The 12,856-nt window shown below is 67.7% G+C and carries 13 protein-coding genes; 8 read left to right on the forward strand and 5 right to left on the reverse strand.

Annotated elements, in window-relative coordinates; genetic code table 11:
- The first annotated feature begins 311 nt into the window (after positions 1-311).
- A complete protein-coding gene (locus ABZ004_RS38145; protein WP_355686824.1) occupies positions 312-1,892 on the forward strand; it encodes an ATP-binding cassette domain-containing protein in 1,581 nt (526 codons plus the stop codon).
- A gap of 129 nt (positions 1,893-2,021) precedes the next feature.
- Here the strand turns inward: ABZ004_RS38145 and ABZ004_RS38150 are convergent, their stop codons facing one another.
- The 3 genes from ABZ004_RS38150 to ABZ004_RS38160 are packed head-to-tail and all read right to left on the reverse strand — an operon-like array spanning position 2,022 to position 5,052.
- Positions 2,022-2,987 carry an aldo/keto reductase gene (locus ABZ004_RS38150; protein WP_355686826.1) on the reverse strand — a complete coding sequence of 322 codons (966 nt, stop codon included), beginning with the start codon at positions 2,985-2,987 and terminating at the stop codon, positions 2,022-2,024.
- Positions 2,984-3,736, reverse strand: a complete 753-nt coding sequence (locus ABZ004_RS38155) for an SDR family oxidoreductase (protein WP_355686827.1) — start codon at positions 3,734-3,736, stop codon at positions 2,984-2,986. The genes ABZ004_RS38150 and ABZ004_RS38155 overlap by 4 nt, the downstream gene beginning before the upstream one ends.
- Positions 3,733-5,052, reverse strand: a complete 1,320-nt coding sequence (locus ABZ004_RS38160; protein WP_355686829.1) for an L-fuconate dehydratase — start codon at positions 5,050-5,052, stop codon at positions 3,733-3,735. Before ABZ004_RS38160 ends, ABZ004_RS38155 begins: the two co-directional genes overlap by 4 nt.
- Positions 5,053-5,244: 192 nt before the next feature.
- Between ABZ004_RS38160 and folP the strand changes: the two genes are divergently transcribed.
- From folP to ABZ004_RS38175, 3 genes are read left to right on the forward strand one after another with little or no spacing between them, the layout of a single operon-like run.
- The gene (folP, locus tag ABZ004_RS38165) at positions 5,245-6,057 is read left to right on the forward strand and encodes a dihydropteroate synthase (protein WP_355686891.1); all 813 of its coding nucleotides are present in this window, start codon (positions 5,245-5,247) and stop codon (positions 6,055-6,057) included.
- Positions 6,057-6,791 carry a pyrimidine reductase family protein gene (locus tag ABZ004_RS38170; RefSeq protein WP_355686831.1) on the forward strand — a complete coding sequence of 245 codons (735 nt, stop codon included), beginning with the start codon at positions 6,057-6,059 and terminating at the stop codon, positions 6,789-6,791. The genes folP and ABZ004_RS38170 overlap by 1 nt, the downstream gene beginning before the upstream one ends.
- Positions 6,792-6,800: 9 nt before the next feature.
- Positions 6,801-7,490 carry a class III extradiol dioxygenase subunit B-like domain-containing protein gene (locus ABZ004_RS38175; RefSeq protein ID WP_355686833.1) on the forward strand — a complete coding sequence of 230 codons (690 nt, stop codon included), beginning with the start codon at positions 6,801-6,803 and terminating at the stop codon, positions 7,488-7,490.
- Here ABZ004_RS38175 and ABZ004_RS38180 read toward each other — a convergent pair.
- Positions 7,466-8,125 carry a hypothetical protein gene (locus ABZ004_RS38180; RefSeq protein ID WP_355686834.1) on the reverse strand — a complete coding sequence of 220 codons (660 nt, stop codon included), beginning with the start codon at positions 8,123-8,125 and terminating at the stop codon, positions 7,466-7,468. The genes ABZ004_RS38175 and ABZ004_RS38180 overlap by 25 nt on opposite strands.
- 9 nt (positions 8,126-8,134) lie before the next feature.
- Positions 8,135-9,109 (reverse strand): iron-siderophore ABC transporter substrate-binding protein, encoded by a 975-nt coding sequence (locus tag ABZ004_RS38185; protein ID WP_355686835.1) that lies wholly within the window; start codon positions 9,107-9,109, stop codon positions 8,135-8,137.
- Positions 9,110-9,332: 223 nt separating this feature from the next.
- Here ABZ004_RS38185 and ABZ004_RS38190 point away from each other — a divergent pair, with 223 nt between their 5' ends.
- The 4 genes from ABZ004_RS38190 to ABZ004_RS38205 are packed head-to-tail and all read left to right on the forward strand — an operon-like array spanning position 9,333 to position 12,797.
- Positions 9,333-10,334 (forward strand): iron ABC transporter permease, encoded by a 1,002-nt coding sequence (locus ABZ004_RS38190; RefSeq protein WP_355686837.1) that lies wholly within the window; start codon positions 9,333-9,335, stop codon positions 10,332-10,334.
- Positions 10,331-11,359 (forward strand): iron chelate uptake ABC transporter family permease subunit, encoded by a 1,029-nt coding sequence (locus ABZ004_RS38195; protein WP_355686839.1) that lies wholly within the window; start codon positions 10,331-10,333, stop codon positions 11,357-11,359. The genes ABZ004_RS38190 and ABZ004_RS38195 overlap by 4 nt, the downstream gene beginning before the upstream one ends.
- Positions 11,360-11,364: 5 nt before the next feature.
- Positions 11,365-12,141, forward strand: a complete 777-nt coding sequence (locus ABZ004_RS38200; protein ID WP_355686841.1) for an ABC transporter ATP-binding protein — start codon at positions 11,365-11,367, stop codon at positions 12,139-12,141.
- Positions 12,138-12,797: a (2Fe-2S)-binding protein gene (locus tag ABZ004_RS38205; protein ID WP_355686842.1), complete on the forward strand. Its 660-nt coding sequence runs from the start codon at positions 12,138-12,140 to the stop codon at positions 12,795-12,797. The genes ABZ004_RS38200 and ABZ004_RS38205 overlap by 4 nt, the downstream gene beginning before the upstream one ends.
- Positions 12,798-12,856: the final 59 nt, after the last annotated feature.

The following is a 12,856-nucleotide window of genomic DNA, read 5'->3' on the forward strand; positions in this document are numbered from 1 at the left end:
GCTGACCCCGCGCCCCGCGGCGCGGTGCGCTGTGCGCTGTGCGGCGGTGCGGGGTGCGCGGTGCGCGGTGCGCTGTGCGGGGGTGCGGGGTGCGCGGTGCGGGGTGGGCGGTGCGCGGTGTGGTGGTGTGAGGTGCGGGGGTCCGGGTGCCTAATCGGGTTGAACGGTGAGTGGCGGGTCCTCTAATCTTGAGCACGTCACATTGCCAACGGCAGGAGTCTGGGTTGTCGAACTGAGATCTCTCTTCAGTTGCGGTTGATCGCCACCGATCGGTAGGCGGTCTCGTTTCGAGATCTCTGAGGACGGCCTTTATGTCTTACTCCTTGACGTGTACTGACCTCTTTTTCGCCTGGCCCGACGGCGACGTGCTGTTCGACGGCCTCAGCTTCGTCGCCGGACCGGTGAGGTCCGGGCTGGTCGGCCGCAACGGCGCCGGCAAGTCCACGCTGCTCCGGCTGATCGCCGGCCGGTTGAATCCGCAGCGCGGCGCGATCCGGGTCGCCGGTGAACTCGGCTATCTGCCGCAGGACCTGACCCTCGACGTCACGCTGACCGTCGACCAGGCCCTCGGCATCGCCGGGATCCGGAAGGCGATCACCGCGATCGAGGCCGGCGACGCCTCCGAGCAGAACTTCGCGGTCGTCGGCGACGGCTGGGACGTGGAGGAGCGGGCCGAGGCGTTGCTCGGCAAGCTCGGCCTCGGCTCGATCGGCCTCGACCGCAACGTCGGCGAGCTGTCGGGCGGCGAGACGATCCTGCTCGGCCTGGCCGGCGAGCTGCTCAAACGACCCGACGTCCTGCTCCTCGACGAGCCGACGAACAACCTGGATCTGCGCGCTCGCAGACACCTGTACGACGCGGTCGACACCTTCCGCGGTGCGCTGCTCGTGGTGAGTCACGACCGCGAGTTGCTCGACCGGGTGGATCAGATCGGTGACCTGCGACGGGGTGATCTCACCTGGTACGGCGGCAACCTCACGGCGTACGAGGAAGCCGTCGCTGTCGAGCAGGAGGCGGCCGAGCGGATGGTCCGGGTCGCCGAATCCGATCTGCGCAAGCAGAAGCGCGAACTGGCCGAGGCGCGGATGAAGATGGATCGGCGCCGGGCCGCGGGGCAGCGCGCGTTCGAGGCCGGCGGGATCCCGAAGATCGTGGCCGGCAACCTGAAACGCAACGCCCAGGTGTCGGCGGCGAAGCACATCAACATGCACACCGATCGCTTCGACGCTGCCAAGGAGGCGCTCGACGAGGCGGAGGAGAAGGTCCATGACGACGACAAGATCCGCGTCGACCTGCCGAAGACCTCCGTCCCGGCGGGCCGGATCGTCCTTCAGCTGGAGGACTTCGTACTCCGCACAGGTCTCCATGCCTCATTAGAGATCCGTGGACCGGAGCGGATCGCGTTGGTCGGTCCGAACGGCGCCGGCAAGAGCACCCTGCTGCACGCGATCGTGGCGGACGAGAAGCCCCGCGTTCCCTATCGATTGGTACCGCAGCGACTGGATCTCCTGCGCGACGACCTCTCGGTGGTGGAGAACCTGGCCCTGCTCGCCCCCACGGTCGAGAACCAGGATCGCCGCTCCCGGCTGGCCCGATTCCTCTTCCGTGGCAGGGCTGCTGACCAACCAGTCAGCACCCTCTCGGGCGGCGAACGCTTCCGGGCCACCCTGGCAGCTCTCCTGCTGGCGGACCCACCGCCACAGCTGTTGATGCTCGACGAGCCCACCAACAACCTGGACCTGTCCAGCGTCGCCCAACTCCAGGAGGCCCTCGCCTCCTACCAGGGAGCCCTCGTGGTCGCCAGCCACGACCTCCCCTTCCTCCGCACCATCGGCATCACCCGCTGGATCCAGCTGGACCACGACGAATTGACCGACATTGAACCCCTCTAACCCGTACTACGAACCGCGCTGCTCCGCTCCACCTGCTCTCGGTGTGGCGCGGTCGCGGAGGGCTAGGACAGGCAGCTGTGGCCTTGAACAGGAGATGACATGTTCAAGGCCACAGCTAGTTGTTCAGAGCTAAGGGGTTGGAGCGTCTTCGCGGAGGAGGCCGGTGGATTTTAGGTCGGTCCAGACGGCGGAAGGGATGTCGATGCGGGAGAGGGCGGCGTTGGTGTGGACCTCTTCGGCGTTGCGGCAGCCGACGGCGATGCCCGCGACGGCCGGGTGGGCCAGCGGGAACTTCAGTGCGACGGCGGGGAGCGTTACGCCGTGGGACTCGCAGACGTCGGCCAGTTGGTTCGCCTTGGCGATCAATGCGGGCGGCGCCGGGCTGTAGTTGAAGGTGGCGCCGGGCGCCGGCCGGGGCCGGGACAGGAGGCCGGAGTTGAAGATGCCGACGGCAACGATCTGGACGTCGTTGGCCACACAGGCCGGTACGACGTCGTCCAGGCCGTCCGGGTCCAGCAGGGTGTAGCGGCCGGCCAGCATGATGACGTCGAGGTCGATCTCGGTGACGAACCGGGTCAGCATCGCGGTCTGGTTCATCCCGGCACCGATCGCACCGATGACGCCCTGCTCGCGAAGTTCGATCAGCGTCGGGAAGGCCGTCGCGACCGCCTCGGAGTAGTGGTCGTCGGGATCGTGGACGAAGACCACGTCGAGGCGGTCGGTGCCGATCCGGCGCAGCGAGTCCTCGATGCTCTGCAGCACGCCGTCGCGACTGAAGTCCCAGCGACGCCGCCGCTTGGTGACCACCGCGAAGCCGCCCTCATCGTCGGGCGCCTCGGTATCCGTCGAGTAGATGATCCGCCCGACCTTCGAGGACAGCACGTACTCCGACCGCGGCTTCCCCGCCAACGCCCGGCCCAGCCGCTCCTCGGCGAGCCCGAGTCCGTAGTGCGGCGCGTTGTCGAAGTACCGCCAGCCCTCGTCCCAGGCCGCCTCGACCGCGGACACCGCTTCGGCCTCGGAAACAACGGCGGTCATCCCCGCCAGCGGTGCCCCGCCGAGCCCGATCCGCGCGTCGTCCGGAAACAGCTTCACGAGCGAACCGCCGGCAGCCGCAGGTTCTGCATCCCGCCGTCGACAGCCAACGCAGTACCGGTCGTGGAACCGGCCAGCGGCGACGCGAGATAGACGATCGCCGCAGCGACCTCATCGGCCGAAACCAATCGGCCCATGGGCTGCCGGGCCTCCAGAGCAGCCCTTTCAGCAGCAGGATCCGAGGCGACATCGAGCAATCGGCCGACCCACGGAGTATCCGCAGTACCGGGATTGACGCAGTTGACCCGGATTCCCTCGCGCACGTGATCTGCGGCCATCGCCATCGTCAATGCCAGTACGGCGCCCTTGCTCGCGCTGTACAGAGCCCTGTTCGGCAAGCCCGCGGTCGCCGCGATCGAGCAGGTGTTGACGATCGCCGCCGCCGACGAGCGCCGCAGGTACGGCAGCGTCGCCCGGGTCACCCGAGCGATCCCGACCACGTTCACGTCGAGGACGCGATGCCATTCCTCGTCGTCGTTCCCGGCGACCGTCCCTTGCGCGCCGATGCCGGCGTTGTTGATCAGGATGTCGATCCCGCCCAGCTTCAACGCGGCCGCGGACACCGCGTCCCGCACCGAACTGTCGTCGCTCACATCGGCGGCGATCCCGGACAGCGGTGCCGGCACCTCCGGCTTGAGGTCGAACACCACCACGTCGGCCCCGCGCGCGGCGAGCAGCGTCGCCGCGGCCAGCCCGATGCCCTGGGCTCCTCCGGTGACCACTGCCTTCAAACCGGCGAAATCAGTCACTGCACGCTCTCCTTCTCGAGGTCGGTCCAGATCTTGCCATTCGGGTACCGGAAGTCGCACAAGGTTTCCGCATCCATCTCAGCACTGAACCCGGGTCGCACCGGCGTGACGTACTGGCCGTCCCGCACCACGACCGGGTCCAGGAAGTGCTCGTGCAGATGGTCGACGAACTCGATCACCCGGTTCTCGACCGAACCGCTGACCGCGACGAAGTCGAACATCGACAGGTGCTGCACCAGTTCGCACAACCCCACCCCACCGGCATGCGGACACACCGGTACGCCGAACTTCGCCGCCAGCAGCAGGATCGCGATGTTCTCGTTCACCCCGGCGACCCGTGCCGAGTCGATCTGCACGAACGACAGCGACTCCGCCTGCAGCATCTGCTTGAACACCACCCGGTTCTGCACGTGCTCACCGGTGGCGACCCGGACCGGCGCGATCGCCCGGGCGATGGTGGCGTGGCCGAGAATGTCGTCCGGACTCGTCGGCTCCTCGACCCACCACACGTCGTACGGCTTCAGCGCCTCGATCCAGGGGATCGCGTCGGCGACATCCCAGCGCTGGTTGGCGTCGATGGCGATCCGGATATCCGGCCCGACCGCCTCCCGCGCCAGCCGCATCCGCCGGATGTCGTCGTCGAGCGAGGCGCCGACCTTCAGCTTGATCTGGGTGAACCCGTCGGCCACCGCCTCCTGACAGAGCCGGACCAGTTTCGCATCGTCGTACCCGAGCCAGCCGGGCGTCGTCGTGTACGCCGGATAGCCCTGCTCCCGCAGCACCTTCTCGCGCTCGGCCCGGCCGGGCACCGCGGCGTACAGGATCTCCAGTGCCTCGTCGCGGGTGAGGGCATCGGTGAGATAGCGGAAGTCGACCAGGTCGACGATCTGCTCAGGGGTGAGATCGGACAGCAACTTCCACAGCGGCACCCCGGCGCGCTTCGCCGCGAGATCCCAGACCGCGTTCACCACCGCGCCGATCGCCATGTGCATGACGCCCTTCTCGGGGCCCAGCCAGCGCAGTTGCGAGTCGTGCACGAGTGACTTCCAGAAGCCACCGAGGTCGGCCAGTGTCGCGTCCACATCGAGTCCGACGACGTGGTCGCGGAGCGCCTCGATCGCGCCGGTCTGGACGTCGTTCCCGCGCCCGATGGTGAACGCGAACCCGTGTCCCTCGAGGCCGTCGCCGGCATCGGTCCGCAGGATCAAGTACGCCGCGGAGTAATCGGGGTCGGCGTTCATCGCGTCCGACCCGTCGAGGTGCAAGGACGTGGGGAAGCGGACGTCGTACGTCTCGAACTCCGTGAAGCGTGGCATCGACATCCGTTCTGCCGTGATCCGACGTGACGGACGGATCCTATAGGATATGTGCCACCTTGCCCACTGGTCGGGGGGTTTAATTCACCGGATCAACAAAGCCCGGCCGATACAGTCGTCCCCGTGCCGGAAGAACATGAGCAGGTACTACGGCTGGGCAGCAGGTCGTTCGGGCCGGGGGAGTTCGCCCTGATGGCGATCGTGAACCGGACGCCGGACTCGTTCTTCGACCGCGGTGCCACCTTTGCGACCGAGGCGGCGTACCAGGCGATCGACCAGGCGGTCGCCGACGGTGCGGACCTGGTCGACATCGGCGGCGTGAAGGCCGGGTACGGCGAACCCGTCTCCGAGGAGGAGGAACTGCGCCGGACGGTCGACTTCGTCGCCGGGATCCGCGAGCGCCATCCCGATCTGGTGATCAGCGTGGACACCTATCGCAGTCGTGTCGCCCGTCGGGTGGGCGCGGCCGGTGCGAACCTGATCAACGACACCTGGTCCGGCTCCGACCCCGACATGCCGGCCGCCGCGGCCGAGGTCGGCGCCGGGCTCGTCTGCAGCCATGTCGGCGGACTCACGCCGCGGACCGACCCACACCGGATGGCGTACGACGATGTGGTGGCGGACGTGATCGCGACGACCACCCTGCTGGCCGAGCGAGCCGTCGCGGCCGGGGTACGACCGGACGGGATCCTGATCGATCCGACCCACGACTTCGGCAAGAACACGCTGCAGTCGCTCGAGCTCACCCGCCGGCTGGACGAGCTGACCGCCACCGGCTGGCCGGTCCTCGTCGCCGTCTCCAACAAAGACTTCATCGGCGAGACACTCGACCTCCCACCGGGACAGCGGGGCAACGGAACGCTGGCCGCGCTGAGTGTCTCCGCCTGGCTCGGCGCCCGGGTCTTCCGCGTCCACGACGTCCCGGCCGCCCGGCAAGCCCTCGACCTGATCGCCGTACTGCGGGGCTCGGCCGAGCCCGCCGGAACCCGAAGGAGCCTGGCTTGATGCATCGCCTGAACAGCGCAGAGATCACCGACGACGAGATCACCGAGGCGTACCAGGTCGAGGACCGGTCGGTGCCGCACCTGCGCTGCAACTTCGTCACCAGCCTGGATGGCGCGGTCGAGATCGACGGACAGTCCAAGTCGCTGACCAGCCCGGAGGACAGCGAACTGTTCGGCAAGATCCGGATGCTCAGCGACGTCGTCCTGGTCGGCGCGGGCACGGTTCGGATCGAGGGCTACAACCCGTTGCGGCTCGGTGCCGAGCGGCGGGCCTGGCGTCAGGATCATGGTCTGGCCGAGAACCCGACGCTGGCGATCGTTTCGTCGCGCCTCGACCTCGACCCGATCAACCGGGTGTTCGCGGACGCGCCGATCCGGCCGCTGGTGATCACGCATGCGGCCGCACCGCCGGATCGCGTCGAGGCGCTCGGCGAGGTGGCTGACGTGATCATCTGTGGTGAAGCAGAGGTCGACCTGGCGGCCTCCGTGTCCGCGTTGGCCGAGCGGGGTCTGCCGCAGATCCTCTGTGAAGGCGGGCCGCATCTGCTCGGTGCACTGACGGACGCTGATCTAGTGGACGAAATGGATCTCTCGCTGTCGCCACTACTGGCCGGTCCCGGCGCGGGGCGGATCACAGCAGGTCCGTTCGACACAGTGACACGACGATTCGTACTGCACTCGACACTCGGCGCAGACGACGGCTCCTTGTTCATGCGCTACTTGCGAGCTAGCTAGGGTTATTGGGTGCCTATTGTCAGTGCTGCTGTCTGTCCGCACCCGCCGCTGCTTGTTCCTGCGGTGGCAGGCGGTGCAGCAGCAGAGCTGGACGTACTACGCGCTGCCTGCCTCACCGCGATCGACCAGCTCGCGGATGCCGACGCATTGGTGATCGTGGGCGCGGGGGCGACCACAGGTACGCAGTACGAGAGCTCCGCTGGTGGCAGCTTCGGTCCGTACGGCGCTCCCTCGGTGCGGGTGGGCTCTGGTCTGGCAGTGCTGCCGTTGTCGCTGATGATGGGGTCGTGGCTTGTCTCGCAGAGCAAGGCAGCTGGTCTGCCGACTGTGCTGCGGACTGTCTCTGCTGACGAGTCGTTGAGCGGTTGTCTGGAGCTTGGTCAAGAGATTGCTGCTGGCAACGATCGTTTGGCGTTGCTTGTGATGGGGGACGGGTCGGCGCGGCGGAGTGAGCACTCGCCGGTGCACCTGCATCCGCGGGCGGAGATCTTCGACAGCACGGTCGCTGCTGCGCTGTCCTTGGCAGACACCACCACTCTTGCTGCACTCGATCCGGAGCTGGCCAGTGAGCTCAAGGCAGCTGGGCGAGCCCCGTGGCAAGTACTGGCCGGTGCGACGGCCTCTGCGTCGTACAGGGGTGAGCTGCTCTACCACGCAGCTCCGTACGGCGTCGGCTACTTCGTCGCAGCCTGGTCCTGAGGTACGTCTGGCCAGCGGTCCGCTGTGGCTGCCAGGTCGGCATGGCCTGCCTCTGTCAGCTGGTTGATCAGTTCAACCCGAGCAGCTCGTACTGCGTCGACCGCTTCCTCCGCAGTGGGGTATGGGCCGGACCAGTTGCAGACGGCGTCCCCTGCGAACCAACCGGCGGCCGCTCGGCGTACGTGCGACGCCGCGAGGCGATCAGCGGGTAGTGCGTCACCGCGCTCGGCGGCGATCTGGATGACTGCGTCGACGGTGACTACCTCCGCGCTCAGGTCGGTGAGCGGGCGGAGGTAGACAGCGTCGGTGTAGACGAACTCGTAGCCGGCCGGGGCCTGCTCTGCCAACCAGTCGAAGGCTTCGCGGGCCGTCGTACGGAGTGTCTCGGCGTTGTCCGGATCGGCCAGGGTGTGGACGCCGCACATCCTGGTGTGGGTCGGCCGAAGCTCGTTCTGCCACAGGCGAACCTGCAACTCGCCCCGCCCGTCCAGCCGGCGCCCCAGAATCCGGGCCAGCCCCACCACGTCGAAGTTCAGCTCGTCCGGCGTCCGCTTACTCCCCGGCTCGAACGGCTCGCCAGGCAACGTCCCCCGCGTAGTCCAAGGCCCGACATGCCAACGCTCCAACGTGGTCATGAATTGACCCTAACTGTGCTCGGGCACGGCTACGTCGAAGGTGGTGCAGAGGTCGGTGAGGATGGACCAGGCGCCTTGCAAGCCGACGGCGGTCATCCAGGTGATGTCGGGGACCTCGTGCACCTTCGGCGCGAGCGGCTTCCAGAGCGGGTTCGCCTTGAACTGGTCGGCCGTCTTCTTGCTCAGGCCTTTCTCGTCGTTGTAGGTCGCGACGAAGATCGCGTCACCGTCCGCGTCCTTGATCCGCTCGGCGCTGATCTCGGCCGCGAATCCGTCGACGTCCTGCGACTTCGGCCGCTTCAGCCCGGCGTCCTTCAGCACGATCCCGGAGAAGCTGGCGTTCTGGTACAGCCGGGTCGGCCCGTCCACGAACCGGACCACCGAGATGGTCGGGTTCTTGGCCTTCTCGTTGATCGAGGCACCGACCGACTTCGCGGCGGTCTCGTAGCTGGTGATCGCCTCGTTCGCGCGATCCTCCTCGCCGAGCGCCTTCGCCTCGAGCCGGATGTTGTCCTTCCAGGTCGGCCCGGTCGTCTCGCTCATCACCGTCGGCGCGATCTTGCTCAGCTGCGAGTACAGCTTCTCGTGCCGCACCTTCGCGGAGATGATCAGATCCGGCTTGAGGGCCGCGATCTTCTCCAGGTTCGGCTCCGCCAGCGTCCCGACCGACACCGCGTCCGCTCCGTACTTCGTCCGGTCGTCGCCGAGGTAGTCCGGCAGCTTCCCGTTGATCGTCCGGTAGTCCGTGAACCCCACCACCTGCGCGTGCAGGATCAGCGACGCATCCACGAAACTCGTGTCCAGCGCGACGACCCGCTTGGGCTTGGCCGGAATCTCGGCCTTCCCCATCGCGTGCTCGACCGTCCGCGGGAACCCGGCGTTCGCCGAGGCCTGCCCCGGATCCTCCTTCTTCTCCGAGGACCCTCCGCACCCCGTCAGAGCCAACGCGACAACAGCAACCAATGCCCCAAGGCGGACGCGCACAACCACTCCCCAACACTCGACAACAGATCCCAAGCACCCTACTCCACCAACTTAGGTAACCCTAACCATCCGGGCGTGCTGACGGACAGGAGGTGTGCCGCAAAAGCCGAGCCGGCGACGGCCGGTTGAGCCGGACCACCTGCCCGACCAGCGGACACCTCCTGTCCGTCGGTACACCGGCCACTGCGAACTGGCGGGTAAGGGTCACCTAAGGTTGGGGGTTATGTGGGGTGATCGCCGGGAGGCGCGGGTGGCGGCGCTGGTGGTTCTGGTGGTTGTCGTGGGGGTGGCGTTCGGGGCGAGTTTGGCGTTGGGGTCCCGGTGGTTGGGGGCGGGGGCGGTGTGGCATGCGCTCAGCGACAACACGGGGGCCGATGCGGATGTGATCGTCCGGAGTCTGCGGTTGCCCAGGACGGTGGTGGCGTCGGTGATCGGCGTGTGTCTGGGGATCGCGGGGGCGTTGATGCAGGGGCATACCCGGAACGCTTTGGCGGAGCCGGGGATTTTTGGGGTTAGCGCGGGAGCGGCGCTGGCGGTGGTGCTCGGGTTGCAGATCGGGCTGGTGGAGTCGGTCGGGTCGACCGTGTGGTGTGCGTTGGTCGGGGCGCTGGTGGCGACGTTCGGCGTACAGCGGCTGGCGTCGCGGGGGAGTGGAGCGTCGCCGGTCGGGCTGGCGTTGACGGGTGCCGCGGTGGCCGCGATGTTGGGGGCGTTGACGTCGGCGATCGTCTTGCTCGATGCGAACACGTTGGACGGGTATCGCTTCTGGGCCGTGGGGTCCGTGGCCGGGCGAGGCTTCGATGTGGTCGGGCAGGTGTTGCCGTTCGCGGTGGTCGGGTTGGTGCTGGCGATGCTCAACGCGCGCGACCTCGACCTGCTGGCCCTGGGCGACGATGTCGCCGCCGGTCTCGGATTGTCCGTACGCCGTGCGCGGCTCGTCGGACTCCTCGCGATCGGGTTGCTCACGGCGGCAGGAGTCGCCGCCTGCGGGACGATCGGGTTCCTCGGACTTCTTTCAGGTCATGTTGCAAGGCGGATCTTCGGCGCCCGGAACGCCTGGCTGATCCCCGCCGCCGGATTGACCGGAGCGGCCGCGCTGATCCTGGCGGACCTGGTCGGACGGCTGGTCGGCGGAGCCGGTGAGGTCCAGGCGGGCGTCGTACTGGGCATCGTCGGCGCCCCGCTCTTCGTGATCGTCGTACGGCGCCGGGCGGTCGCTCTGTGACCGCCCGAACCGCCACTCTCACCACAGTCTTCGCGGCAGCCGCAGTAGTTCTTGCACTCCTTTCACTAAGCCTTGGTACGACGAAGCTCCCGCCGGCCGAGGTCTTGAAGGCCCTCCTCGGTGCTGGCGAAGCCGGGACCCGGCTGATCGTGATCGAACTCCGCCTGCCCCGCGTCGCGACCGGCCTCCTCGTCGGGATCGCGTTCGCGGTCTCGGGCGCACTCCTGCAGACCTTGTCGCGCAACCCGCTGGCCAGCCCGGACATCATCGGCGTGAACTCAGGCGCGTCGGCAGCGGCGGTCGGCGTGATCGTCCTCGCGGGAACCGGCGGCGGCAACATTTCCGGCGCCGCCGAGCAAATCGGCCTGCCCCTCGCGGCAATGCTCGGCGGACTGCTGGCCACCCTGATCGTCGGTCTGCTCTCGATCCAGCGCGGTGTCGTCGACGCGAGCAAAGTGGTCCTGATCGGCGTCGGCGTCGCGGCGGCCGCCAACTCAGTCGTCGCCTGGCTCCTGGTAGTCGGCGACGTCACCGACGCGGGGCGTGCCGCTGCCTGGTTGGCCGGCTCGCTCAACGCACGCACCTGGGCCGATGCGACACCAGTAGGGATAGCAGTAGTAATCTTGTTGCCGATAGCAATAATGTTCGGTCGCGAACTGGAAGCACTGGTATTAGGTGACGACGTCGCTTCCTCACTCGGAGTCCGGGTCTCAAGAGTCCGCTTGGCACTCCTCATCGTGGCGACGGTTCTCGCCGCGATGGCAACAGCCGGTGCCGGCCCGATCGCGTTCGTCGCGCTGGTGGCCCCGCAGATCGCGCAACGCCTGGCGAAGACGGATCGCCCACCGATCCTCACCACGGCGATGCTCGGCGCCCTCTTCGTCACCGCCGCCGACCTGATCGCACGAAACGGCCTGCAAGTCCTCCAGGTCGGCCCGTACGAGCTCCCCGTCGGAGTCGTCACCGCCGCGGCCGGCGCGCCGTACCTGCTCCACCTCATCGGTCGTCAGCAGAAGGGGCGCTGAACAAAGTGCACGTCGAGAACCTCACCCTCGCCTACGACCCCGACAAGCCGGTGGTCACCGACCTCAGCCTCACTCTGCCGACCGGCCGACTGACGGCGATCGTCGGCCCCAACGGCTCCGGCAAATCCACCTTGTTGCGCGGCATGAGCAGGTTGCTCAAGCCAAGCAACGGCCGTGTTCTCCTGGACGGCAAGGACATCCATCAGCTTCCGGCCCGCGAGCTGGCCAGGAAACTAGGTCTCCTCCCACAAGGCCCGATCACCCCCGAAGGCATCACCGTCACCGAACTGGTCTCCCGCGGCCGGCATCCGCATCGCGGGCTGTTCGCCCGACTCACCGCGGAAGACGACGCGGCCATCGACGAAGCGCTCGAAGCCGTCGAACTCACCCGTCTCAAGGACAGGCCCGCCGACCAGTTGTCCGGGGGCCAACGGCAACGGGTCTGGATCGCGATGGTGCTTGCCCAGGGCACGCAGTACCTGTTGCTCGACGAGCCAACGACGTACCTGGATCTCGCCCACGCAGTCGACGTGATGAACGTGGTCCACGCGGCCGCCCACGGCGCTGGAAAGACCGTGGTGACTGTGCTGCACGACCTGACGCTGGCTGCTCAGTACGCCGATCACCTGGTCGTGATGGGCGATGGCAAGATCGCAGCACAAGGCAGACCTGCCGACGTACTGACCGTGGAACTCCTCGACGACGTGTTCGGCCTGCAAGCGACGGTGGTGGAAGTCGGCGGAGCGCCTGTCGTCGTACCGGATCGTAGGCTGCTGATATGACCTACTCCGCCAAGCAGCTCGCCGACCTGCTCGACGGCGAGTGCTCCTGGCTGGCCGTCCGTACTGCGGACGCGCTGCCCGGGCCGGAGTGGATCGACTGCGCGGACCTGCTCGCGGAACAGCAGGCCGGCGGCGACCCGACGTACGGGTGGCGGAAGGCGTTGCACGACGACTACGGGCGGGAGTACGCGATCGAGCCGCCCGAGCAGATCGCGGCGATGTTCGTGCTGATGTGGTACGTCTCGGTGCCGTCGATGATCGCCGGGATGGCGACGGCACTCACTGGGGTGTCACCGGACGTTTCGCCGCAGTCCCTTGCTTTTCGGAGGCATCCGACAGCGCACTACCCGGCCGAGGTCGCCCTGCTGTCCGGCCGGGTGGTCGGACTGGACGAGGCGGCCGCGCAGGTCGATGCGCACACCCGGACCTTCCTCGACTCCTACCGCCCCGGCGTGAAGCTGAGCTCGCGGCAGCGCTTCGGCGCGGTCGAGGACGAGCTCCGCGGCGCGCTCAAACTCATCGAGGACGCCCCGCACCGAGCCGCCGCGGCACAGGCTTTCAAGATCGACCTGGACCAACCCATGCGTACGTCGTGTTGCTTCATCTACGCACTTCCCAACGTCAACGCGTGCGGTGGTTGCCCGAGGGTGAGCTGACAGATTTCGCTCAGAGCGCAACTGGCGACCGATGCGACCAGTCGTGCGGGTGGCGGCAC

Source organism: Kribbella sp. NPDC006257, from assembly GCF_040613535.1.
In the GTDB taxonomy this organism is placed as follows: Bacteria; Actinomycetota; Actinomycetes; order Propionibacteriales; family Kribbellaceae; genus Kribbella.

Bases quoted from the DNA above. Each gene is read 5' to 3' on its own strand.
- ABZ004_RS38145 (WP_355686824.1), top strand. From the start codon at position 312: ATGTCTTACTCCTTGACGTGTACTGACCTCTTTTTCGCCTGGCCCGAC.
- ABZ004_RS38160 (WP_355686829.1), bottom strand. From the start codon at position 5,052: ATGCCACGCTTCACGGAGTTCGAGACGTACGACGTCCGCTTCCCCACG.
- folP (WP_355686891.1), top strand. From the start codon at position 5,245: ATGGCGATCGTGAACCGGACGCCGGACTCGTTCTTCGACCGCGGTGCC.
- ABZ004_RS38170 (WP_355686831.1), top strand. From the start codon at position 6,057: ATGCATCGCCTGAACAGCGCAGAGATCACCGACGACGAGATCACCGAG.
- ABZ004_RS38180 (WP_355686834.1), bottom strand. From the start codon at position 8,125: ATGACCACGTTGGAGCGTTGGCATGTCGGGCCTTGGACTACGCGGGGG.
- ABZ004_RS38190 (WP_355686837.1), top strand. From the start codon at position 9,333: ATGTGGGGTGATCGCCGGGAGGCGCGGGTGGCGGCGCTGGTGGTTCTG.
- ABZ004_RS38205 (WP_355686842.1), top strand. From the start codon at position 12,138: ATGACCTACTCCGCCAAGCAGCTCGCCGACCTGCTCGACGGCGAGTGC.